At 58.4% G+C, this 22299-nt stretch carries 22 protein-coding genes and 1 pseudogene; 7 read left to right on the forward strand and 16 right to left on the reverse strand.

What is annotated here, in order from left to right; genetic code table 11:
- Window positions 1-40: 40 nt before the first annotated feature.
- From dgcA to BWR59_RS07660, 7 genes and pseudogenes are all read right to left on the reverse strand, one after another.
- Window positions 41-2101, reverse strand: coding sequence for a dimethylglycine demethylation protein DgcA (gene dgcA, locus BWR59_RS07630; RefSeq protein ID WP_081565030.1), 2061 nt, complete (start codon window positions 2099-2101; stop codon window positions 41-43).
- Window positions 2102-2116: 15 nt separating this feature from the next.
- Window positions 2117-2647 carry a DUF5943 domain-containing protein gene (locus BWR59_RS07635; protein ID WP_081565031.1) on the reverse strand — a complete coding sequence of 177 codons (531 nt, stop codon included), beginning with the start codon at window positions 2645-2647 and terminating at the stop codon, window positions 2117-2119.
- Between the two features lie 77 nt (window positions 2648-2724).
- On the reverse strand, window positions 2725-3702 hold the full coding sequence (locus BWR59_RS07640; RefSeq protein ID WP_081565032.1) for a dipeptidase: 978 nt from the start codon (window positions 3700-3702) through the stop codon (window positions 2725-2727).
- A gap of 210 nt (window positions 3703-3912) precedes the next feature.
- A complete protein-coding gene (locus tag BWR59_RS07645; protein WP_143490790.1) occupies window positions 3913-4386 on the reverse strand; it encodes a hypothetical protein in 474 nt (157 codons plus the stop codon).
- Between the two features lie 98 nt (window positions 4387-4484).
- Complete coding sequence (locus BWR59_RS07650) at window positions 4485-4862, reverse strand: hypothetical protein (RefSeq protein ID WP_081565034.1); 378 nt, start codon at window positions 4860-4862, stop codon at window positions 4485-4487.
- Window positions 4859-5800, reverse strand: a complete 942-nt coding sequence (locus BWR59_RS07655; RefSeq protein ID WP_143490791.1) for a hypothetical protein — start codon at window positions 5798-5800, stop codon at window positions 4859-4861. Before BWR59_RS07655 ends, BWR59_RS07650 begins: the two co-directional genes overlap by 4 nt.
- 41 nt (window positions 5801-5841) lie before the next feature.
- Window positions 5842-6330 (reverse strand): annotated as a pseudogene (locus BWR59_RS07660) (type VI secretion system tube protein Hcp).
- Between the two features lie 343 nt (window positions 6331-6673).
- On the opposite strand from BWR59_RS07660, the gene BWR59_RS07665 reads away from it, so the two are divergent.
- Both BWR59_RS07665 and BWR59_RS07670 read left to right on the forward strand, forming a co-directional pair.
- Complete coding sequence (locus BWR59_RS07665) at window positions 6674-7078, forward strand: lysozyme inhibitor LprI family protein (protein WP_081565035.1); 405 nt, start codon at window positions 6674-6676, stop codon at window positions 7076-7078.
- Window positions 7079-7126: 48 nt separating this feature from the next.
- A complete protein-coding gene (locus tag BWR59_RS07670) occupies window positions 7127-7549 on the forward strand; it encodes a DUF3010 family protein (RefSeq protein WP_081565036.1) in 423 nt (140 codons plus the stop codon).
- A gap of 96 nt (window positions 7550-7645) precedes the next feature.
- Here the strand turns inward: BWR59_RS07670 and BWR59_RS07675 are convergent, their stop codons facing one another.
- Together BWR59_RS07675 and BWR59_RS07680 are read right to left on the reverse strand one after the other, a co-directional pair.
- Window positions 7646-8815, reverse strand: coding sequence for a hypothetical protein (locus BWR59_RS07675; RefSeq protein ID WP_081565037.1), 1170 nt, complete (start codon window positions 8813-8815; stop codon window positions 7646-7648).
- Between the two features lie 67 nt (window positions 8816-8882).
- Window positions 8883-9842: a GlxA family transcriptional regulator gene (locus BWR59_RS07680; RefSeq protein WP_081565038.1), complete on the reverse strand. Its 960-nt coding sequence runs from the start codon at window positions 9840-9842 to the stop codon at window positions 8883-8885.
- A 276-nt stretch (window positions 9843-10118) separates the two neighbouring features.
- Between BWR59_RS07680 and BWR59_RS07685 the strand changes: the two genes are divergently transcribed.
- The 3 genes from BWR59_RS07685 to BWR59_RS07695 all read left to right on the forward strand — a co-directional run bounded on the left by BWR59_RS07685 (window position 10119) and on the right by BWR59_RS07695 (window position 12722).
- On the forward strand, window positions 10119-11006 hold the full coding sequence (locus BWR59_RS07685) for a 3-keto-5-aminohexanoate cleavage protein (RefSeq protein ID WP_081565039.1): 888 nt from the start codon (window positions 10119-10121) through the stop codon (window positions 11004-11006).
- A gap of 125 nt (window positions 11007-11131) precedes the next feature.
- Window positions 11132-12097 (forward strand): L-carnitine dehydrogenase, encoded by a 966-nt coding sequence (locus BWR59_RS07690; protein ID WP_081565040.1) that lies wholly within the window; start codon window positions 11132-11134, stop codon window positions 12095-12097.
- Between the two features lie 148 nt (window positions 12098-12245).
- A complete protein-coding gene (locus tag BWR59_RS07695) occupies window positions 12246-12722 on the forward strand; it encodes a thioesterase family protein (RefSeq protein WP_081565041.1) in 477 nt (158 codons plus the stop codon).
- 70 nt (window positions 12723-12792) lie between these two features.
- On the opposite strand, the gene fba is transcribed toward BWR59_RS07695, so the two are convergent.
- From fba to tkt, 6 genes are all read right to left on the reverse strand, one after another.
- Window positions 12793-13857, reverse strand: coding sequence for a class II fructose-bisphosphate aldolase (gene fba, locus BWR59_RS07700; protein ID WP_081565042.1), 1065 nt, complete (start codon window positions 13855-13857; stop codon window positions 12793-12795).
- A gap of 123 nt (window positions 13858-13980) precedes the next feature.
- A complete protein-coding gene (locus tag BWR59_RS07705; RefSeq protein WP_081565043.1) occupies window positions 13981-14304 on the reverse strand; it encodes an MliC family protein in 324 nt (107 codons plus the stop codon).
- Between the two features lie 100 nt (window positions 14305-14404).
- On the reverse strand, window positions 14405-14632 hold the full coding sequence (locus tag BWR59_RS07710) for a hypothetical protein (protein WP_081565044.1): 228 nt from the start codon (window positions 14630-14632) through the stop codon (window positions 14405-14407).
- 28 nt (window positions 14633-14660) lie between these two features.
- Window positions 14661-15824 carry a phosphoglycerate kinase gene (locus BWR59_RS07715; RefSeq protein WP_081565045.1) on the reverse strand — a complete coding sequence of 388 codons (1164 nt, stop codon included), beginning with the start codon at window positions 15822-15824 and terminating at the stop codon, window positions 14661-14663.
- 16 nt (window positions 15825-15840) lie between these two features.
- Window positions 15841-16890, reverse strand: coding sequence for an erythrose-4-phosphate dehydrogenase (gene epd / locus BWR59_RS07720; protein ID WP_081565046.1), 1050 nt, complete (start codon window positions 16888-16890; stop codon window positions 15841-15843).
- A 148-nt stretch (window positions 16891-17038) separates the two neighbouring features.
- Window positions 17039-19036: a transketolase gene (tkt, locus tag BWR59_RS07725; RefSeq protein ID WP_081565047.1), complete on the reverse strand. Its 1998-nt coding sequence runs from the start codon at window positions 19034-19036 to the stop codon at window positions 17039-17041.
- A gap of 257 nt (window positions 19037-19293) precedes the next feature.
- On the opposite strand from tkt, the gene BWR59_RS07730 reads away from it, so the two are divergent.
- Both BWR59_RS07730 and metK read left to right on the forward strand, forming a co-directional pair.
- On the forward strand, window positions 19294-20289 hold the full coding sequence (locus tag BWR59_RS07730; RefSeq protein ID WP_081565048.1) for a metalloregulator ArsR/SmtB family transcription factor: 996 nt from the start codon (window positions 19294-19296) through the stop codon (window positions 20287-20289).
- 20 nt (window positions 20290-20309) lie between these two features.
- Window positions 20310-21500 (forward strand): methionine adenosyltransferase, encoded by a 1191-nt coding sequence (metK, locus tag BWR59_RS07735; RefSeq protein ID WP_081565049.1) that lies wholly within the window; start codon window positions 20310-20312, stop codon window positions 21498-21500.
- A gap of 64 nt (window positions 21501-21564) precedes the next feature.
- Here the strand turns inward: metK and BWR59_RS07740 are convergent, their stop codons facing one another.
- Window positions 21565-22185, reverse strand: coding sequence for a LysE family translocator (locus BWR59_RS07740; protein ID WP_081565050.1), 621 nt, complete (start codon window positions 22183-22185; stop codon window positions 21565-21567).
- Between the last annotated feature and the right edge of the window lie 114 nt (window positions 22186-22299).

Here is a 22299-nt window from a genome sequence, read left to right on the forward strand (position 1 = left end):
GCGGCATTCCCACGCGGAGCGTGGGAACGATCATGTGTAATTAAAAATCTTTGCAGAGCCGCAGCGCGTCGTAGATCGCGGCGTGGGTATTACGCTGCGCCACGCAGTCACCGATGCGGAACAGCAGGTAGCCGTCACCCGGCTGGCTCAACGAAGGCTGAGGCTGGATCGCGAACAGGGCGTCGATGTCGATCTGGCCCTTGTTGCGCGAATCTTCCTTCAAGCCGTAATACAGCTCTTCGTCAGGACGCACGCCGTTCTCGACCACCACCTGATCGACCACCCGCTCCTCTTTGGCGCCGGTGTATTCGTTCTCCAGCACCGCCACCAGCTTGTCGCCTTCGCGGTAGACCTTTTCCAGCATCATGTCGCCGGTCATGATCACTTCTTTGGGGTACATGCTGCGGTAGTAGGTCGGGAACGACGTACCGCCGATGGCCACGCCCGGCTTGATGTCATCGGTGACGATCTCGACCTGGCTGCCCTTGTCCGCCATGAAGTCGGCAACCGACATCCCGGTGAACTCGCAGATAGTGTCGTAGACCAGCACGTTCTTGCCCGGCGCAACCTTGCCGTCGAGCACGTCCCAACTGCTGACCACCAGACCTTCATCCGCGCCCCAGTGCTCGTTCTGCTCCAGGAACGGATGACCGCCCACTGCCAGCACCACCACATCCGGACGCAGGTCCATGATGGTCGGGATGTCTGCAGCAGTGCCGAGCCGCAGGTCGACTTTCAGCCGAGCCAGCTCCAGCTGATACCAGCGTGTGATACCGGCGATCTGGTCACGTTGCGGCGCCTTGGACGCCGTCACGATCTGCCCACCAATGAATTCTTTCTTCTCGAACAGGGTGACGTCGTGACCACGCTCGGCAGACACACGTGCAGCTTCCATCCCGGCAGGACCGGCACCGACGATCACGACCTTGCGCTTCACGCCGGTGGTCTTCTCGATAATGTGCGGCACACCCATGTATTCACGTGAGGTCGCGGCGTTCTGGATGCAAAGCACATCCAGGCCCTGGTACTGGCGGTCGATGCAGTAGTTCGCACCGACGCACTGACGGATCTGGTCGACCTGGCCCATCTTGATCTTGGCGATCAGGTGCGGGTCGGCGATGTGAGCGCGGGTCATGCCCACCATGTCGACGTAACCGCCTTCCAGAATACGGGTCGCCTGGTTCGGGTCCTTGATGTTCTGCGCGTGCAGGACCGGGGCCTTGACCACTTCCTTGATACCAGCCGCCAAGTGAAGAAACGGCTCCGGTGGATAACTCATGTTGGGGATAACGTTGGCCAAAGTGTTGTGCGTGTCACAACCCGAGCCCACCACACCGATGAAGTCGATCATCCCGGTCTGGTCGTAATACTTGGCGATCTCTTTCATGTCTTCATGGCTGAGACCGTCCGGATGGAATTCGTCGCCGCAAATACGCAGACCGACGCAGAAGTCAGGACCGACTTCCTTGCGCACGGCCTTGATCACTTCAAGACCGAAACGCATACGGTTTTCGAAGCTGCCGCCCCACTCGTCTGTACGCTTGTTGACCCGCGGGCTCCAGAACTGGTCGATCATGTGCTGGTGCACCGCCGACAGTTCCACGCCGTCCAGGCCACCGGCCTTGGCGCGGGCTGCGGCGCTGGCGTAGTTGCCGATCACGCGCCAGATCTCCTCCGGCTCGATGGTCTTGCAGGTCGCGCGGTGTACAGGTTCGCGGATACCCGATGGCGACATCAGCGTCGGCCAATGGTCGCCGTCCCAGCGGGAACGACGGCCCATGTGGGTAATCTGGATCATGATCTTGGCGCCGTGCTTGTGCATGGCGTCAGCAAGGTTCTGGAAGTGCGGGATGATCTTGTCAGTCGCCAGGTTGACCGATTTCCACCAGCCTTGCGGGCTGTCGATTGCAACACTGGAGGAGCCGCCACAAATGGCCAGACCGATGCCGCCCTTGGCTTTCTCCTCGTAGTACTTCACGTAACGGTCGGTGGTCATGCCGCCATCAGTGGCGTAGACCTCGGCGTGCGCGGTACTGAGGACGCGGTTGCGGATTGTCAGTTTGCCGATCTGGATCGGCTGAAACATTGCTTCGAAAGCCATTTCACGGTCCTCGGCTTACAACGGTTTTACGACGAACAGGCCATCTTCGTGGCCTTCTTCCGAACCGCCGTAAACCTGCTCGGCTACGGTGCGAACGGCACTGCCCTTGGCAGCTAGAATCTGGTCCATGGCGCCGGCGAACCAGCCTGTGAACATGTAATCGACCTTGCGGCCGACCTTTCCGTACACATAAACGAATGCCGAGTGCTCGAGCTTGACGCTGGCGGTGCCTTTATCCAGATCGATTTCCTGGATCTTGAACAGGCCCCAGCCACGCTGCGACAGACGATTCATGTAGTGCTCGAACACCGCGACACCTTCGATGCCGTGACACTCGGCCTCTTTCTCGCACCAGTGCCAGGCGGACTTGTAACCGGCCTTGTAGAGGATTTCGGCGTAGGCTTCAGCGCCCAGCACTTCTTCGATGCCCATGTGGTTGTTGACGAAGAAATGACGCGGCACGTACAGCATCGGCAGGGCGTCGGAGGTCCAGACACCAGTCTCGCTGTCGACTTCGATTGGCAATTGCGGGGCGATCTTGGCCATGGAAACTTAACTCCAGAAAATTTTGTTGGATGCCCTCTCCGCGAACGGGAGAGGGAAAATTCAGTGATCGCCCAGGCTTATTCGCCCCAGACGTCGCTCAGGATACGAACCCAGTTTTCGCCCATGATCTTGCGAACGACGCGCTCCGAATGGCCGCGTTTGAGCAAGGTTTCGGTCAGGTTCGGGAACTCGCCGACGGTGCGGATACCCAGCGGGTTGATGATCTTGCCGAAGTTGGTCAGACGGCGGGCGTAGCCCTTGTCGTGGGTCAGGTATTCGAAGAATTCCTGGCCGTGGCCCTGAGTGAAGTCGGTACCGATACCGATGGAGTCTTCGCCGACGATGTTCATCACGTACTCGATGGCTTCGGCGTAGTCGTCGATGGTCGAATCGATGCCCTTGGCGAGGAACGGCGCGAACATGGTCACGCCCACGAAGCCGCCGTGGTCAGCGATGAACTTCAGCTCAGCGTCGGATTTGTTGCGTGGATGTTCTTTCAGACCCGAAGGCAGACAGTGCGAATAGGTCACTGGCTTCTTCGATTCAAGAATGACTTCTTCGGACGTCTTGGAACCGACGTGAGACAGGTCGCACATGACGCCGACTCGGTTCATTTCCGCGACGATTTCACGACCGAAGCCCGACAGGCCGCCGTCGCGCTCATAGCAGCCGGTGCCAACAAGGTTCTGGGTGTTGTAGCACATCTGCACGATGCCGACGCCCAACTGCTTGAAGATCTCGACGTAGCCGATCTGGTCTTCGAAGGCGTGTGCGTTCTGAAAGCCGAACAGGATCCCGGTCTTGCCCAGTTCTTTAGCCTTGCGGATGTCGGCGGTGTTGCGCACCTGGATCACCAGGTCGCTGTTTTCACGGATCAACTTCTGGCTGGACGCGATGCTGTTGACGGTCTGCTGAAAACCTTCCCACACCGAAACAGTGCAGTTGGCCATGGTCAGGCCACCTTTGCGCATGTCCTCGAACAGCTCACGGTTCCATTTGGCAATGATCAGCCCGTCAATAACGATGCTGTCGGCGTGCAATTCGGCTGGGCTCATCAGGCTGTCCCCTTTAGGTTAATCACTCGCCGAATCGTCTGCCGGCGCTTTGGGGCCAGCATATGCTTGAGGGTCGGATGAGCCGGGTGCAAAAACGACAGGGGAATTGCCGAAAGCGTCAAGAAACGACAAAAGGCAAAAGCACGACGACGCAGCAGATCCTCGCGATTCAACGATTCAGGCAGGAGGGGGGTCGCTCTGGGGCGGACTTCAGAAACCGGGAAGATGCGCCCAAACAAAAAACACGAGGGTGATTAACGTCGTCAATGCGACCAGAGCCACCTGAGCCAACATCATGTATTTGAATTTTTTTGGGAATGTATTGACCTGCTCCACGTCGATGGACCCCAGTTTCAGGAACATTTGAGGCCGAAGGAACATCGCGCTTACGATGGCCAGCTTTCTGATATCTCCTAGAAACCCGGTCCCGATCTGGAACAGACTAGAGTGCGTAACCGCTAAACAGTTATCCAGTGATTTATTAATCTTGTTTCGCAGATACAACGTTATCAACACCGTATACAACAGCGTGACTACGAAAAGGACACTTATCGTCAAAACGACAAAGTCATGATCCGCAGAATGAATAGCGCCACGATGACGATAGTGTCCGCTTCTGATTGTCATAATAAACTCCGGGGCGTTCGCAGAAAAAACAATCAGATAGTTAGTATCTTCACGCACCCAAGACGTCTTTCCATGGTCTCAAAAAGCTTCTCACCAAAGATTTACCGACACTCCTACCATCCTCTCCTAATCCCGCTCGTTGAGCTTCAAGCCGATCAAAAATTTGACGAACTCATCCACATACTCAAAACAAGCAAAGCAGACATTATTACAACCAATGCCATCCATTGCGCAACAATCATCGCTTTCAATTTTGCTGGAAAGGCGTTGATTTGTTGTTCATCTACAATGGTTTTATTCGCATATATTTTTGGAAAAATCAAAAGACTCCCTGCAACCCCAACCCTGACAATGTCCCCCATCAGTCCCAAACTGCCTAAGGTCGCTTTGTTGTCAGCCACCACAGAACACTTAAAGAGCAATCTATCAATCTTCTCGCGAGCGTAAACGGTCACACCGACAAGACCAATCAGGTTAAAAAACAAAAGTGTGAGTACGATAAGCCCGAATATTCCCGGATCGAGACCTTTCATTCGTGAACGATCCCATATAGCGTTTTTCCACTCCCCTCACCAACTATTCCACCTATTTCGCCTCCGCCCCACCCTACTGCTGCACCAGCGATGACCGTACATGCTAAGGCTCCTGGGCCGGTAGTAACTCCAAGCACCGTGATGCAAAGTGCTGTAGCTGCCTTGCCAGCAAAAAGTCCCGCTCCTGCAGAGCCGAGCAGCCCCCCTGCAAGTTTACCTCCCTCGACATATTGCGCCTTCGTACACTCCTCCTCCCGGCCCGTCGAGCAAGCCGTCTTGATATCAACCGCCGTCGATGCAGTATCGAGAACTATCCCTACGTAAGCCCCTCTTTTTATTAGCTTCGCCGCTTTTGCAACGCCGCCCGTTTTTTCGGCGTAGTGTTTGATCTCACCAGTGTGCAGGTAGCTTTTAGTTGAGACCCCTAGCATTCGCCGGATCGAGCCTGAATTCCGCAGGCCGGCTCCCAAGCTGAGGAAGCTTTTCAGCAACTTTTCAAGCTTGTCGAAAAGCTGGCGGCGTTTGGTGTAGAACAGATTTCGTTCGATCAGCGTTCCCGAGGCCATGTGTTGCTTATGCAGGGCATCAATGCTGTCGAGCGTGGTCTTGATCTGCTCCAGATGCTTTTCCCAAGCGTCAGCGGCTATTCCGATGCCGATGGAGGTATTGCCCAGTAGACGCGTGATTAGTTCGTGGTTGGCCACGATGAAGTCGTCGCCTCCTGCGTTGTTATCGATGAGGCCCTGATGGGTCATCGTGGCAAGCCTCATGAGTTCGGCTTCTTCAGACGTGCACGCAGAGGTTGAATCATCGGGGACGATGACGATTTCTCCCGCCACTACGGTGGAGTTGCGGATGTGGGCATTAAGCACATCGAATTTCTCGGCCGCGCGTCGTCCCAAGGGCAGTTTTGCCTTGATCGAAAAATAGGTTTGCATCTGTCATTGATGAAGCTGTAAGACCGCGACATAAACGGCCCTTAAGCGTAGATCGTGTTTTTAATGCGATCCCAGCCACCAGTGACATTACCCCCACCGCTCCCGTCGTTGCGACGTTGCTGGGTGTAATTGGCTTTGATCCTGCCGTAGTCGAGCTGTACGACCTCACGCGGCACGCCATCGCTCGCGCTTTGGGAGTAGTCGGATATGATCACTTCCTCAAGGACGATTTCTTAATATTTGAGCTTGTCCCCGCCCGCCCGGTGCAACGCAATCGTCACTTTCGCAAAGTGCTGCCCGGCGCAGTTGGCTTCCATGAGTTTGCAGCTTGCCGAGTCGAGAAACTTGGTAAAGTTGAAGGTCGTCACGGTTGCCCGGCCGGAGGACGCTCCTCCTGTCGAGCTCGCGGTCGCCGAGGTGCTTTGGTGGGTGCCGAAGTTATACCCGAGAATTTCTATCCAGTTCCGATGTTTGTCGTCGAGACTTTCGCCGGGAATACCCTCAATCTGGATATAAGCATCAATCGCCATTTTATTGCCCCTTGGTAAATGCTAACGGGAAACCAAAATTCCTGACATTCGGCGAGCGATGCTACTCGGATCATTATGCGTCGCGAAGCCTCTGTTACAACTTCCAGAAACGTCCGGCGGATAGGCTTACTTATAAACAATATAAACGCGCTGTTTAATTAAATTAAACGTGCAACGCAGAGACTCAGTGGGAAAAGCGGCTCAAAAAAGCGACCCTGGCGTCCCCGAACCCGTCTGGAAACGACAAAACGCGGCTGCAGGGCGCGGCAGACTGCGTTTGATAACTGTTCTTTGCCTCGCGCTTGGGCGAGAATTCAGCGCATCACTGAATCGGGAAACCTCAATGAAGACGATTTTTCTGGCTCTGGCTCTATTCGCGACAGGCGCACACGCAGCCGCCAACCCGGACGCCACGCCCTGCGACGGCGTGGACGAAGATCAGCAGACCCTCGAGTGCTCGGTCTACAGCCGCGACACGGCAGTCAAACTGCTGGATGAGAACTTCCAGAACCTGCTGGAGCGGGTGAAGGTTCAGTTCGGCGCCAACAAGGCACAATCCGACGAATTCATCGCCAAGCTGAAAACCGCCGAGGACGCCTGGAAGAAACTGCGTGACGCCGATTGCGCCGTTGAAGTCTTTCCTGCCAAACCCGGCAGCAAGGAATTCAACATCGGCCAGAACGACTGTCTGGCGCGCATGAGCGACGAGCGGTCGGAGTATCTGGAAAGCATCGCGCAGTCCGAGTGACCGTTGAATGCGCTACCCTGATGCCCGTTATCAGCTCAAGGTAAGCACATGAACATCTGCGGCGTAGAAATCAAAGGCAGCGAAGCCATCTTCGCTGTCGCCACTCGCGCATCTGGCGCCCTCGAACACATTCCTCTGGCCACCAAGAAGATCGCGCTGGAAGACGATGACGAAGCCGTCAACGTCAAGAACTTCGCCACGCAGATTTCCAACTTCGTGCGGGAAAACGGCATCGCCCACATCGCCATCAAGAAGCGCAGCAAAAAAGGCGAATTCGCCGGCGGCCCTACCACCTTCAAGATCGAGACGATTTTCCAGTTGCTGGAAGACTGCGATGTGATCCTGCTGTCACCGCAGACCATCAATGCGCAGTTCAAGAAGCACGCCTTCGAACTGCCAGCGGCGCTGAACAAATATCAGCACGAGGCTTACAAGGCGGCATGCTCGGCGTTGATGAAGGCCGTGAAGTAACACACGCCGCTGTAGCAGCGCGGCTTGCCGGCGACAGGGCCCTGTCGGTCGGTACATCGGCATCAGGCAGACCGCGACCGCCGGCAAGCCGTGCTGCTAAAGTCTGCGCTGTCTCAACCACTCGCCAAACGCCTTGTCTTCCAGAGCGTAAGCCCCCCGATTGGATTTCCAGACCAGCTCTTTTTCACGCAACGAGTCGATTGCCGCCTGAATGGTTTGCGTACCGGGCACGACGTCACTGCCCAAGCGCTCCAACGCTTTGCCAACTGCCAATACTGTCGCATCGGCAAACGGTGCAAACGGCTGGTTGTCGTGCGCGCGATCGGCCATTACGTCCAACACGCCGCGTTGCGGGGGCGTCAGCGTGTTATAGGCGCTTTCAAATTCTTCCCAGACGCCAGCGCGCAGCGATTCGGCGCTATTACGTAGCAGTTCGCCAAGGTTTTCCGCCTCCCCAAGCTCCAGCGCGACATCACCGATGATCGTGCGCAGCATTTCAGGTCGACGCCCCACCAAGTCGAACGCAGCATCGATATCGACCGCAGTAAATTGGTTGGTTTGCGCCAGATGGCTGTTCAGATGGGCGGTGTAAGCCTTGGTGAAATCTTTGCCCAACAAGGGAAACGGCGTGATGCTCGACCCATAAAACGGCTGGTTCTTGTTCAACACCAGATGCGCCAGCTTGTCCCGATTGGAGCCTGTGAGGACCAGCCGCAATCCGCCAATACCGCGCTCAACACCTTGGTTGAGCTCATCGCGTGCAGCCTTCAATGCAAACATCGCATTGACGCCCGCCTCGCTGGTCAAAGCGTGCTGGGCCTCGTCGATAATCAGCACGATCATTTTCTGTGCAGCGCTGTGCAGCAACTCCAACGCCTGCGTCAGCGTTGCGCCAACAGGCAACTGCGGCTTGGTGAAATCCCAAGAGAGCGTGCGCAGGAAATTGAGCTTTTCAAGGCCCGCTGATTTGGCGAGCTTACGTATCCCTTTCTCGTAGGGGACCAACGCTGCGGCAACGGCTGCACTGATGAGATCCGCAGGATCCTTCTCCCGATCCGCCCACAGATCCACGTAGACCGGCATCCAATCCTGCTTCAGGCATTGAGGCACCAGATCTTCGCGCAGAAAGGTGCTTTTACCCGTGCGACGGGGCGCCGCCAAAAAAAGCCCGGAGGAATAATCGTGCAAGCCTTCTCCGATCAGACCCTGCGCGATGGTGAGGGCAAGGCTGTCGCGTCTGAATACAAAGCCGGTCCGCTTTGTCATGATTTATACCCAATTATTGCCGAAACCATAATTTATGGTCGCAAGTATAATTGACCATAATTCAGAGTCAAACGAGCTTCGGCTCCCGCGCTACCCGCCCTCGATCTTCCCTCGGGCACATTACATACCGCGCCTTGTAGCTGCGGGTGAAATACGACGGTGATTCGAAGCCGCAGGCAATACTGACTTCCAGCACGCTCATGTCGCTCTGACGCAACAACTGCCTGGCTTTCTCCAGACGCAAGCCCAGGTAAAAGTTGCTTGGCGTGTCGTTCAGGTGCAAGCGAAACAGCCGCTCCAGCTGGCGACGCGTTACCTGAATGCCTTCAGCCAGTTCGAGAGTGCTCAGCGGTGGCTCGGTGTGCTGCTCCATCACACCGATGACCTGCACCAGCTTCTTGTTGTTGATGCCGTAGCGGGTGGCGATCTGCATGCGCTGGTGGTCTTTGCGCTGACGGATGCGGCCGAGCACGAATTGCTCCGAGACCTTGATCGCCAGATCCGGGCCGTGAGCCTGGCCGATGAGGTCGAGCATCAGGTCGATGGAGGCCGTGCCGCCGGCCGAACTGATACGGCGGCGGTCGATCTCGAACAGCTCCTGAGTCGCCTGCAGCGTGGGGTAGGTTTCCTTGAACGCGTCCAGCGCTTCCCAATGCAGGGTCAGGCGATAGCCTTCTAAGAGCCCTGCCTCGGCAAGCACGAAACTGCCGGTGTCGATGGCGCCCAGGGTTACGCCTTCCAGATCGAGACGCCGCAGCCAGTGTTCGAGCGTCGAGTTGTAAAACTTCAACGGATCGACACTTCCCATCACAGACAGCGTCGCGCCCTTCTTCAACGGCTCCAGCGCAGCATCGGCGTTAACTGACATGCCGTTGCTGGCAATCACCGGCCCGCCATCGAAGCTCAGAATGTGCCAGCGATACAACTCGCCCCCAAACCGATTAGCCACCCGCAACGGCTCCAGCGCCGAGACGAAGCCCATCATCGAAAAGCCGGGCATGAGCAGAAAGTAGAAATCCTGGGACATCGTTGGCGCGTTCCTTGGGAAGGTTGGACCTGTAGCAGCCCGGCTTGCCGGCGGCAGCGAACTCAACGAAGCCACTGCCGGCAAGCCGGACTGCTACGGATGATCATGAGATACGCCTGTTCAGACAACGAGGCAACAACACAGGTCGCTACCGTGCAAGAGCTTGTCGCCGCTGTGCGTTTTGACGGGGCTTTGGCTGCGTAGCTTTGCACCTCAAAAGCGGGTGGCAAAATCCCGCGTCACGACAAACGCACTGGCCTGCAAGGAACCTCACTCATGAATCACGACGTCATCATCACCTGCGCACTCACCGGTGCTGGCGACACGACCGGGAAAAGCCATCTGGTCCCGATCACCCCGAAACAGATTGCAGCCGCTGCCGTCGAGGCTGCCAAAGCAGGCGCAACCGTCGTGCATTGCCATGTGCGAGATCCTGAAACCGGCAAGTTCAGCCGTGACGTCGAGCTGTATCGTGAAACCATGGACCGCATCCGCGAGGCGGACATCGACATCATCGTCAACCTGACCGCAGGCATGGGCGGCGACCTGGAAATCGGCCCGGGCGAGCGTCCTACCGACTTCGGTCCGAACACCGACCTGGTCGGCCCGCTGACCCGTCTGGCTCATGTTGAAGCCTTGCTACCGGAGATCTGCACGCTGGACTGCGGCACGCTCAACTTCGGCGACGGCGACACCATCTATGTCTCCACTCCGGCCCAACTGCGCGCAGGCGCCAAGCGCATTCAGGAACTGGGCGTGAAGGCAGAGCTGGAAATCTTCGACACCGGTCACCTGTGGTTCGCCAAGCAAATGCTCAAGGAAGGCCTGCTGGATGACCCGCTGTTCCAGCTGTGCCTGGGTATCCCGTGGGGCGCTCCGGCAGATACCACCACCATGAAAGCGATGGTCGATAACCTGCCAGCCGACGTGGTGTGGGCCGGCTTTGGCATTGGTCGTATGCAAATGCCGATGGCGGCGCAATCGGTGCTGCTGGGCGGCAACGTGCGCGTCGGTCTGGAAGACAACATCTGGCTGGATAAAGGCGTACTGGCGAGCAACGGTGCGCTGGTCGAACGCGCCAGCGAAATCCTCAGCCGTATGGGGGCTCGGGTCATGACCCCGGCTGAAGGCCGCGTGAAGATGGGCCTGAAAAAACGCTTCTGATCCAGCTCGACTTTCCCCCTGTAGCAGCACGAATTGCCGGCGGTGGCCTCTTCATGATCACCTCCGCCGGCAAGCCGGCAGCTACAGAGCCTTTTTCGCCATCCAGATTTTCTTCAGGACATACCATGACCTTCATCACCGAAATCAAAACCTTCGCCGCGCTGGGTAGCGGTGTCATCGGCAGCGGCTGGGTTGCGCGCGCTCTCGCCCATGGGCTGGACGTCGTGGCCTGGGACCCGGCGCCGGGTGCGGAAGCTGCGCTGCGCAAACGCGTCGCCAATGCCTGGCCTGCGCTGGAGCAGAAAGGTCTGGCAACAGGCGCGTCGCAGGATCGATTGCGTTTTGTGGCGACCATCGAGGAATGTGTGCGTGACGCCGATTTCATTCAGGAAAGCGCCCCGGAGCGTCTGGACCTGAAACTCGATCTGCACAGCAAGATCAGCGCCGCAGCCAAGCCCAACGCGATCATTGGCTCCAGCACTTCGGGTCTATTGCCTTCGGAGTTCTACGAGAGTGCAACTCACCCAGAGCGTTGCGTGGTCGGCCACCCGTTCAACCCGGTGTATCTCCTGCCGTTGGTAGAAGTGGTAGGCGGCAAGAACACTGCACCGGAAGCCGTTCAGGCTGCAATCAAGGTTTATGAGTCGCTAGGCATGCGCCCGCTGCACGTGCGCAAGGAAGTACCGGGGTTCATCGCCGATCGCCTGCTTGAGGCGTTGTGGCGTGAGGCCCTGCACTTGGTTAACGACGGCGTGGCGACAACTGGCGAAATCGACGATGCGATTCGCTTCGGCGCCGGTCTGCGCTGGTCGTTCATGGGCACTTTCCTGACTTACACCCTGGCCGGGGGCGATGCAGGCATGCGTCACTTCATGGCTCAGTTCGGTCCGGCGCTGCAGCTGCCGTGGACGTATCTGCCTGCGCCGGAACTGACTGACAAATTGATCGACGATGTCGTCGATGGCACCAGCGATCAGCTTGGCAGCCACAGCATCTCGGCGCTGGAGCGTTATCGCGATGACTGCCTGCTGGCGGTACTGGAAGCGGTGAAGACCACCAAGGCCAAGCATGGGATGGCATTCAGCGACTGATCGCGCACGAATTACCCCTGATCGTTCCACACGCTGCGCGTGGGAATGCAGTCATGGGCGCTCCGCGTCCCAAATGACGCAGAGCGTCAACCGATGCGTGCCCACGGTGAGCGTGGGTACAATCATGTTTTAGTAACAGGACACTTCCATGCCTGCTCTCGTCACCTACAAAACCCCCATCCTCGCCGACTGGGTCGACTACAACGGCCATCTGCGCGATGCCTTCTACCTCTTGATCTTCAGCTTCGCCACCGACGCCTTCATGGACCGCATCGGCCTGGCCAGCAACGACCGCGACGCCAGCGGCAACTCGCTGTTCACCCTCGAAGCCCACATCAACTACCTGCACGAGGTGAAACTCGGCGAAGAAGTGGAAGTGCGCACTCAGATCGTTGGTCACGACCGCAAGCGCGTTCAGCTTTATCACAGCCTCTACAAGGCCGGAGGCGATGAAGAACTGGCAGCCAGCGAGCAGATGCTGTTGCACGTTGACCTCGCCGCAGGCCCCAAGTCCGCACCGTTCAGCGAACAGTCGCTGGAAGCGCTACGCCTGCTCACTGAAGCGCAACAAGACCAGCCAGCGCCAGCGTATGTCGGACGGACTATTGGCCTGCCCGTCAAATAAGAAACGTCACCCACAAAAAAGCCCGCATCGCTGCGGGCTCCTTCGTAGGTATTACCTGATCAAATGATGATCAGTTGACCTTGGCGTTCAACTCGCCTTTGGCATAACGCTCGAACATCTTCTCCAGGGAGATCGGCTTGATCTTGGAGGCGTTGCCAGCGGTGCCGAAGGCTTCGTAACGGGCGATGCAGACATCGCGCATGGCCGAAACGGTTTTCGCCAGGTATTTACGCGGGTCGAACTCGCTTGGGTTTTTTGCCATGAACTCACGGATGGCACCGGTGGAGGCCAGGCGCAGGTCGGTGTCGATGTTGACCTTGCGCACGCCGTGCTTGATGCCTTCAACGATTTCTTCTACCGGCACACCGTAGGTTTCTTTGATGTCGCCGCCGAACTCGTTGATGATTTTCAGCCATTCCTGAGGAACGGACGAAGAACCGTGCATCACCAGGTGGGTGTTAGGAATGCGTTTGTGGATCTCTTTGATGCGCTCGATCGCCAGGATGTCGCCGGTAGGCGGCTTGGTGAACTTGTATGCGCCGTGGCTGGTGCCAATGGCGATAGCCAATGCGTCAACTTGAGTCTTCTTGACGAAGTCAGCAGCTTCTTCCGGGTCGGTCAGCATCTGGCTGTGGTCCAGAACGCCTTCAGCGCCAACGCCGTCTTCTTCGCCGGCCATACCGGTTTCAAGAGAACCCAGAACGCCCAGCTCACCTTCTACCGAAACGCCACAGGCGTGAGCCATGGCAACGGTTTCTTGAGTGACGCGCACGTTGTACTCGTAGTCAGCCGGGCTCTTGCCGTCTTCGCGCAGGGAACCGTCCATCATCACCGAGCTGAAGCCCAGCTGGATCGAACGCTGGCAGATCGCAGGGCTGGTGCCGTGGTCCTGGTGCATGACCACCGGAATGTGCGGGAATTCTTCGATTGCCGCCAGGATCAAGTGGCGCAGAAACGGGGCGCCGGCGTATTTACGCGCGCCGGCCGAAGCCTGAACGATCACCGGGGAATCGGTCTTGTCGGCCGCTTCCATAATGGCGCGCATCTGTTCCAGGTTGTTCACGTTGAATGCTGGAACGCCATAGCCGAATTCGGCGGCGTGGTCCAACATCTGGCGCATGCTGATAAGTGCCATTGTCTGTCTCTCTCCCGGTAGGGTCGTTAATCGTGCGTGCCTGCCGTAGCGGCGGCTATTCAAATTATAGGGGCGTAATGCTCAGTCATCGCCCGGTGTTGCATCGTTCGAACCGCTCGGCCCTCAAGGCGCCTTGCAGCCGCGACCGATCAAATCGTTGGTAGCGTCCCAGTAAACCAGGCCATCGCTGCCCTTATTGTCGAAAGCCAGTACACCGTTGCTGTACAACGCGCCCGAGGCTCCGGGCGACGATTGCAGACGGAATACCTGCTCACTTTGATTCAGGCGTACGTCGACCTCTTTCTTTGCAGGGTCGGCGTAGCGCCAGTAAATCTCTGCCTTGCTGTCGCAGACCCAATGGGTCCAGGGTGCATCCGGTTCCGAAGCCTTCATGCTGGCACAACCGCCCAGCAGCATCAGTGTCGCAAGGGCAATCAAGCCTTTCATTACCACTCCTGGATCCCCTGCAAAGCGTGACCTATGTCAGTCGCCTCGATGCTCAGGGGCAGTTCTGTTTCAGATGTTCCTGCGCGCTTTCAGTTCAGATTCAGCGACAGGCTACCGGTCCGACAGCGGGCATGAACTCGTATTTTTCCCAGACTTCAGGACCGCCGCGCTTGTAAACGATCGGTACGGTTTCAGCCTGCCAGCCAGCTTGATAGCAGCTGACCTGCAGCAGTTCCGGTGCCGCATTCGGCGCCGTTCCGGCTTCAGGCTCGCTTGCGCAGCCGACCAGCAAACCCGCCATGATCAACAGCGGTAATGGCTTGACCATTTCACTCCCCTTCACCCTGGCCTGATATTCAGGCCTTGGCGCGTTGTTCCAGAATTTCCACGGCAGGCAACACTTTGCCCTCGACGAACTCGAGGAACGCGCCGCCGCCCGTGGAAATGTAGGAGATTTTGTCGCCTACACCGTATTTGTCGATGGCCGCCAGCGTGTCGCCACCGCCAGCGATAGAGAACGCCGGGCTTTCAGCGATTGCCTGAGCAAGCACTTTGGTGCCATTACCGAACTGGTCGAATTCGAACACGCCCACCGGACCGTTCCACAGAATAGTCTTGGAAGATTTCAACAAGTCAGCGAATTGAGCCGCAGTTTTCGGGCCAATGTCGAGAATCATGTCGTCGTCGGAAACGTCAGCGATCAGTTTGACCGTCGCTTCGGCGTCTTCAGCGAATTTCTTGGCAACCACCACGTCGACCGGCAGCGGAACGCTGACTTTCGCAGCGATGGCGCGGGCGGTGTCCAGCAGATCCGGTTCGTACAGCGATTTGCCGACTGGATGACCAGCAGCCGCCAGGAACGTATTGGCGATGCCGCCACCGACGATCAGTTGATCGCAGACGGTGCTGAGGCTGTTCAGCACGTCCAGTTTGGTGGAAACCTTGGAGCCGGCAACGATTGCGGCCATCGGCTTGGCAGGGTTACCCAGTGCCTTGCCCAGTGCGTCCAGCTCGGCAGCCAGCAGAGGGCCGGCAGCAGCGACCTTGGCGAATTTGGCGACGCCGTGGGTCGAGCCTTCAGCGCGGTGAGCGGTGCCGAAGGCGTCCATTACGAAGACGTCGCACAGTGCGGCGTATTTCTGCGCCAGTTCGTCGGCGTTCTTTTTCTCGCCCTTGTTGAAGCGCACGTTTTCAAACAGCACGATGTCGCCTGCTTTCACATCGACGCCATCCAGATACTCGGCCACCAGCGGCACTTCACGACCCAGCGCCTTGCTTAGATAGTCGGCGACCGGCTTGAGGCTGTTCTCGGCAGAAAATTCGCCTTCGGTCGGACGACCCAAGTGCGAGCAGACCATGACGGACGCGCCCTTTTCCAGCGCCAGCTTGATGGTCGGCAGCGAAGCAAGAATGCGTGCATCGCTGGTGACGACACCGTCCTTGACCGGGACGTTGAGGTCTTCGCGGATCAATACACGCTTACCTTGCAGATCGAGGTCGGTCATCTTCAACACGGTCATGAGGCGTTCCCTGTTTTTACTGTTGTTTATGGATGCTTTGCAGAAAGTGATCGGCGACATCCAGCATTCGATTGGCAAAACCCCATTCGTTGTCGAACCAGGCCAGGATGTTGACCAGCCGCGGGCCGGAAACCCGTGTCTGGCTGGCATCGATGATGGCCGAATGAGGGTCATGGTTGAAATCACAACTGGCATGCGGCAACTCGGTGTAAGCCAGCAACCCCTTGAGCGGGCCGCGGGTGGCAGCCTCGCGCAAAATACGGTTGATCTCTGTCGCATCGGTATCACGCGCCACTTGCAGCGTGATGTCCAGGCAGGAGACGTTCACCGTCGGCACACGAACTGCTTTGGCCTGAATTCGGCCGGCAAGTTCCGGAAGCAGCCGCTCGATACCACGCGCCAGACCAGTGGACACCGGAATGATCGACTGGAATGCCGAGCGCGTCCGGCGCAGGTCCTCATGATGATAGGCGTCAATCACCGGTTGGTCGTTCATCGCCGAGTGAATCGTGGTGATCGTGATGTATTCCAGGCCCAGCTCACGGTTCAGCAGGTCCAGCAATGGCACGCTGCAATTGGTGGTGCAGGAGGCAGCAGACACCAGCAGCTCGTCGCCGGTCAACTTCTGCTGGTTGATGCCGTAGACGATGGTGGCGTCGACATCCGCTTCGCTTGCCATCGGCTGGGAAAACAGCACACGGGGCGCGCGCGCAGCCAGAAAGCGCTCGCCATCGGCGCGGGTGTTGTAGACACCGGAGCACTCGAGCACCAGGTCAACGTCGAGTTCGTGCCAGTCGATGCCTTCCGGCGTCGCGCTGCGGAACACTTTGATGACGTGATCGTTGATGTGCAGAAAGTCGCCCTCGACCCGCACTTCACCGGGAAACCGGCCATGTGTGGAGTCAAAGCGCGTGAGGTATTCGAGACTGGCCATGTCGGCCAGATCGTTGATTGCCACCACTTCAAAGCCAGCCTTCGCTCCTCGCTCGCACAGCGCGCGCAGCACGCAGCGACCGATACGACCGTAACCATTGAGGGCAACTTTATAAGGGCGTGGCTGAGGCATGGGGGTTCTCAATTTCTTGTGGTGTTCAGAGAACCTGTGGGAGGGAGCTTGCTCGCGAAGGGCGCATTGCGGTCTGTCTGAAAAACCGCGTCACCCCTGTTCGCGAGCAAGCTCCCTCCCACAGTTGTTACCGACACAAAAGACCGAATCAGTCTTCCAGCAGCTCTTCAGCCGTGCCGACGATGTTCTCCAGCGTGAAGCCGAACTCTTCGAACAGCAGGTTCGCCGGCGCCGACTCACCGAAGGTGGTCATGCCGATCACGCGGCCTTCCAGACCGACGTACTTGTACCAGTAGTCCGCGTGACCCGCTTCGATGGCGATACGGGCGCTGACTTCCAGCGGCAGAACCGACTGCTTGTACAGCGCGTCCTGGGACTCGAAGACGCTGGTGCACGGCATGGAAACCACACGAACGTTCTTGCCGTCGGCGGTCAGCTTGTCGAAGGCCTGAACGGCCAGACCGACTTCGGAGCCGGTCGCGATCAGGATCAGATCCGGTTCGCCGTTGCAGTCGCGTAGCACGTAGCCACCACGGTTGATGTTTTCCAGTTGCAGCGCGTCGCGAGACTGATGCTGCAGGTTCTGACGGGAGAAGATAAGCGCCGAGGGACCGTCGTTGCGCTCGATCGCGTGCTTCCAGGCCACGGCCGATTCAACGGCATCGGCAGGACGCCAGCAGTCCAGGTTCGGCGTAGTACGCAGGCTGGTCAGTTGCTCGATCGGCTGGTGAGTCGGGCCGTCTTCGCCCAGACCGATGGAGTCGTGGGTGAACACATAGATGACACGCTTCTTCATCAGCGACGACATGCGCACTGCGTTGCGGGCGTATTCCATGAAGATCAGGAAGGTCGCGCCGTACGGCACGAAACCGCCGTGCAGGGCGATGCCGTTCATGATCGCGCCCATGCCGAACTCACGCACACCGTAGTGCAGGTAGTTGCCGTTGGCGTCTTCGCCGGTGATGCTCTTGCAGCCTTTCCAGATGGTCAGGTTGGAGCCGGCCAGGTCAGCCGAACCGCCGAGGAACTCAGGCAGCAGCGGGCCGAAATTGCTCAGGGCGTTCTGGCTTGCCTTACGGCTGGCGATGGTCTCGCCTTTGGCGTTGACTTCAGCGACGTACGCAGCGGATTTTTTGGCGAAGTCGGCTGGCAGCTCGCCGCTCATGCGACGGATCAGCTCGTTGGCTTCCGCAGGGAATGCAGCGGAGTAAGCAGCGAAGCGCTGATCCCACTCGGCTTCGGCGGCCAGGCCTTTTTCCTTGCCGTCCCACTCTCTGTAGATGTCGGCCGGGATCTCGAACGGACCGTGGGTCCACTTCAGCGCAGCGCGGGTCAGGGCGATTTCGTCGTTGCCCAGTGGAGCGCCGTGGCACTCTTCCTTGCCCTGCTTGTTCGGCGAACCGAAACCGATGGTGGTCTTGCAGCAGATAAGAGTCGGCTTGTCACTCTTGCGAGCGGTGTCGATGGCGGTCTTGATCTCGTCGGCATCATGGCCGTCGACGTTGCGGATCACCAGCCAGCCATACGACTCGAAGCGCTTTGGCGTGTCGTCGGTGAACCAGCCTTCGACTTCGCCGTCGATGGAGATGCCGTTGTCGTCGTAGAACGCGACCAGCTTGTTCAGGCGCAGGGTGCCGGCCAACGAAGCGACTTCGTGGGAAATGCCTTCCATCATGCAGCCATCACCCATGAACACGTAGGTGTGGTGGTCAACGATGTTGTGGCCAGGACGGTTGAACTGTGCAGCCAGAGTCTTCTCGGCGACAGCGAAACCGACGGCGTTGGCGAAACCCTGACCCAGTGGGCCGGTGGTGGTTTCAACGCCCGGGGTGTAGCCATATTCAGGGTGCCCCGGGGTGCGGCTGTGCAACTGACGGAAGTTCTTCAGGTCGTTGATCGACAGGTCGTAACCGGTCAGGTGCAGCAGCGAATAGATCAGCATCGAGCCGTGGCCGTTGGACAGGATGAACCGGTCACGGTCAGCGAACAGCGGGTTGCTCGGGTTGTGCTTCAGATAATCGCGCCACAGGACTTCAGCGATATCCGCCATGCCCATCGGGGCTCCTGGGTGGCCGCTGTTGGCCTTTTGCACGGCATCCATGCTGAGGGCACGAATGGCATTGGCACGCTCACGACGGCTGGGCATCGCTGATCTCCTGGGGCAGAAAGAAGTGGGATCTGAAAAGGCGGCCATTTTCCCTCAGGCACTGCTTGGGGGCAATGACAGATACAGTCCGATGCGCGTTTTTCCTGCGTTGCAGAGGTTTTTATTTCACGACAGGGGTGTTGCGCCCACAAAAGACGGAATCACGGCGCCGAGCAATCCCCACCCATCGACCAATATCAAAACTTTTTGATATTGGTCTTGCAGCCTGTCCAATCGCTATCTAGACTGCCAGCCTTATGAACCTTCGCGTACCTGCCATTAGCCATGATCAAAGCGACGAACTGGCTGCCCTGTGCAAAGCCGGTGGTGATCCGCTGCGGCTGAATGTGCTGCGGGCCCTGTCGAACGATTCGTTTGGTGTACTGGAGCTGGCGCAGATTTTCGCCATCGGCCAGTCGGGCATGAGCCACCATTTAAAGGTGCTGGCCCAGGCAGATCTGGTAGCCACGCGCCGCGAAGGCAACGCGATTTTCTATCGCCGCGCCCTGCCCCACACCGAACAGATCGGCGGCAAGCTGCATGCGGCTTTGCTTGAAGAAGTCGATGGCCTGACGCTGCCGGACGATGTCCAGGCCCGAATCGGTCTGGTGCATCGCCAACGCGCCAACGCCAGTCAGGACTTCTTCGCACGCACTGCAGAAAAATTTCGAGCCCAGCAGGACCTGATCGCAGGACTGCCGCAATACCGCGACAGCCTGCTGTCGTTGCTGGACAAACTTAGCTTCGACGCCGACGCCACAGCAGTGGAAGTCGGCCCCGGCGATGGCGGTTTCCTGCCTGACCTGGCGCAACGCTTTCGGCACGTCACGGGACTGGACAACAGCCCCGCCATGCTTGATCTGGCACGCAGCATCTGCGAACGGAACGCACTGGATAACGTCGAGCTGAAACTGGCCGATGCGCTGTCCGACGCTAACGTTTTTGCCGACTGCGTCGTCTTGAATATGGTGCTCCACCACTTCGCCGCACCGGCTGAAGCACTGAAACAACTCGCCAACCTGTTGCGGCCGGGCGCAAGCCTCTTGATAACAGAATTGTGCAGCCACGATCAGAGCTGGGCCAGGGAGGCCTGTGGCGATCTGTGGTTGGGTTTCGAACAGGAAGATCTGGCCCGTTGGGCCATCGCTGCGGGGCTGGTCCCCGGGGAAAGCCTCTATGTAGGCTTACGTAACGGTTTCCAGATACAGGTCCGCCATTTTCAGCGACCGGCTGGCGACACTCACCATCGGTAACACTCAGGAAAATCGTCGAGATGAGCGAATACTCCCTTTTCACCTCCGAGTCCGTGTCCGAAGGGCATCCGGACAAAATCGCCGACCAGATCTCTGATGCGGTGCTGGATGCCATCATTGCCCAGGACAAACACGCACGCGTTGCGGTTGAAACTCTGGTCAAGACCGGTGTCGCCATCGTTGCCGGCGAAGTCACCACCAGCGCGTGGGTCGACCTGGAGCAGATCGTTCGTGACGTGATCAGCGGCATCGGCTACACCAGCTCCGACGTCGGCTTCGACGGCGCGACTTGCAGCGTCATGAACATCATCGGCAAGCAGTCCCCGGACATCAACCAGGGTGTCGACCGTGCCAAACCAGAAGACCAGGGCGCCGGCGACCAGGGCCTGATGTTCGGCTATGCCAGCAACGAAACCGCCGAGCTGATGCCTGCGCCGATTGCGTTCTCGCACCAGTTGGTCAAACGCCAGGCTGAAGCCCGTAAATCCGGCCTGCTGCCTTGGCTTCGCCCAGACGCCAAATCCCAGGTCACCTGCCGCTACGAAAACGGCATTGTGGTTGGTATTGATGCGATCGTCCTGTCGACTCAGCACAACCCGGAAGTTTCCTACACCGACCTTCGCGACGGCGTGATGGAACTGATCGTCAAGCACGTGCTGCCAGCCGAACTGCTGCACAAAGACACCCAGTTCCACATCAACCCGACTGGCCAGTTCATCATCGGTGGCCCGGTAGGCGACTGCGGCCTGACCGGTCGCAAGATCATCGTCGACAGCTACGGCGGCATGGCCCGTCACGGCGGTGGCGCGTTCTCCGGTAAAGACCCATCCAAGGTTGACCGTTCGGCCGCCTACGCTGGCCGTTACGTTGCCAAGAACATCGTCGCTGCGGGCCTCGCCGAGCGCTGCGAGATTCAGGTTTCCTACGCCATCGGCGTCGCGCAACCGACTTCGATCTCGCTGAACACTTTTGGCACCGGCAAGATCAGCGACGACAAGATCGTCAAACTGGTCCGCGAGCACTTCGACCTGCGTCCATACGCGATCACCACCATGCTCGACCTGCTGCACCCGATGTACCAGGAAACCGCAGCCTACGGCCACTTCGGTCGCAAGCCGGAAACCAAGACCGTAGGCGAAGACACCTTCACCACGTTCACTTGGGAAAAAACCGACCGTGCCGACGCTCTGCGTGCTGCTGCCGGTCTGTAATACGCGCTAGCTGCATCGCGTATAGAAAGCCCCTGGCGATGAGAGTCGTCAGGGGCTTTTTGATTTACGCCCGACGCGCCACCAGCAAAAACGACGCCGCACTGGCCAGCAACCCGGCGCAAATACGGTTGAACAACCGCTTGCCGCTGGGTCTGGCGAACAGGCGGCGGGCGTGGATGCCCATGTAGCAGTAGAGCGCGATGGCGATGCATTCGAGTGCGAGAAACATCGCGCCCAGTTGTGCGAACTGGGTGGTGATCTCGCCGGAGCGGTCGACGAATTGCGGCAGGAACGCGGTAAACAACAGGATCGCCTTGGGGTTACCGATGGCGACCAGAAATTCCTGACGTGCCAGTCGGCCCAGTCCGACGTGTGCCGCGGCCTCATCCAGGTGGGAATCGCCATGCGCCCGCCACAGCTGCACCGCCAGATAGAACAGGTAAGCCGCACCGACCAACTTGATCCCGTGAAACAGAAGTTCGGAGGTGTGCAATACGGCAGTTAGCCCCACCGCCGCGAGCGCGATCATGATCGCAAACGCCAGCAGGCGCCCCAGCCCGCCACTGCATGCGCGCATGAAGCCATAGCGCGAGGCGTTGCTGATCGACAGCAGGTTGTTGGGCCCTGGCGCCATGTTGAGCGCGAAGCAGGCGGGAATGAAAACGGCGAGAGTCGACAGGTCCATTGTGTGGGCGTCCTTTGTAGGCGCTGGATTGAAACATCATTTTGCACTGCTGCTGGATCGGCTCAAGGGACAGCTGTGCAGGGAAAACGGCGTGGACTGTACCGGCGTCGGACA

The sequence above is a fragment of the Pseudomonas sp. Bc-h genome, from assembly GCF_002080045.1.
In the GTDB taxonomy this organism is placed as follows: domain Bacteria; phylum Pseudomonadota; class Gammaproteobacteria; order Pseudomonadales; family Pseudomonadaceae; genus Aquipseudomonas.

Bases quoted from the DNA above. Each gene is read 5' to 3' on its own strand.
- BWR59_RS07730 (WP_081565048.1), top strand. From the start codon at position 19,294: ATGAACCTTCGCGTACCTGCCATTAGCCATGATCAAAGCGACGAACTG.
- metK (WP_081565049.1), top strand. From the start codon at position 20,310: ATGAGCGAATACTCCCTTTTCACCTCCGAGTCCGTGTCCGAAGGGCAT.
- BWR59_RS07665 (WP_081565035.1), top strand. From the start codon at position 6,674: ATGAAGACGATTTTTCTGGCTCTGGCTCTATTCGCGACAGGCGCACAC.
- BWR59_RS07740 (WP_081565050.1), bottom strand. From the start codon at position 22,185: ATGGACCTGTCGACTCTCGCCGTTTTCATTCCCGCCTGCTTCGCGCTC.
- tkt (WP_081565047.1), bottom strand. From the start codon at position 19,036: ATGCCCAGCCGTCGTGAGCGTGCCAATGCCATTCGTGCCCTCAGCATG.
- epd (WP_081565046.1), bottom strand. From the start codon at position 16,890: ATGCCTCAGCCACGCCCTTATAAAGTTGCCCTCAATGGTTACGGTCGT.
- dgcA (WP_081565030.1), bottom strand. From the start codon at position 2,101: ATGGCTTTCGAAGCAATGTTTCAGCCGATCCAGATCGGCAAACTGACA.
- BWR59_RS07695 (WP_081565041.1), top strand. From the start codon at position 12,246: ATGCCTGCTCTCGTCACCTACAAAACCCCCATCCTCGCCGACTGGGTC.
- BWR59_RS07640 (WP_081565032.1), bottom strand. From the start codon at position 3,702: ATGAGCCCAGCCGAATTGCACGCCGACAGCATCGTTATTGACGGGCTG.
- BWR59_RS07690 (WP_081565040.1), top strand. From the start codon at position 11,132: ATGACCTTCATCACCGAAATCAAAACCTTCGCCGCGCTGGGTAGCGGT.
- BWR59_RS07705 (WP_081565043.1), bottom strand. From the start codon at position 14,304: ATGAAAGGCTTGATTGCCCTTGCGACACTGATGCTGCTGGGCGGTTGT.
- BWR59_RS07715 (WP_081565045.1), bottom strand. From the start codon at position 15,824: ATGACCGTGTTGAAGATGACCGACCTCGATCTGCAAGGTAAGCGTGTA.
- BWR59_RS07685 (WP_081565039.1), top strand. From the start codon at position 10,119: ATGAATCACGACGTCATCATCACCTGCGCACTCACCGGTGCTGGCGAC.
- BWR59_RS07650 (WP_081565034.1), bottom strand. From the start codon at position 4,862: ATGAAAGGTCTCGATCCGGGAATATTCGGGCTTATCGTACTCACACTT.
- BWR59_RS07635 (WP_081565031.1), bottom strand. From the start codon at position 2,647: ATGGCCAAGATCGCCCCGCAATTGCCAATCGAAGTCGACAGCGAGACT.
- BWR59_RS07710 (WP_081565044.1), bottom strand. From the start codon at position 14,632: ATGGTCAAGCCATTACCGCTGTTGATCATGGCGGGTTTGCTGGTCGGC.
- BWR59_RS07680 (WP_081565038.1), bottom strand. From the start codon at position 9,842: ATGTCCCAGGATTTCTACTTTCTGCTCATGCCCGGCTTTTCGATGATG.
- BWR59_RS07655 (WP_143490791.1), bottom strand. From the start codon at position 5,800: ATGCAAACCTATTTTTCGATCAAGGCAAAACTGCCCTTGGGACGACGC.
- fba (WP_081565042.1), bottom strand. From the start codon at position 13,857: ATGGCACTTATCAGCATGCGCCAGATGTTGGACCACGCCGCCGAATTC.
- BWR59_RS07675 (WP_081565037.1), bottom strand. From the start codon at position 8,815: ATGACAAAGCGGACCGGCTTTGTATTCAGACGCGACAGCCTTGCCCTC.
- BWR59_RS07670 (WP_081565036.1), top strand. From the start codon at position 7,127: ATGAACATCTGCGGCGTAGAAATCAAAGGCAGCGAAGCCATCTTCGCT.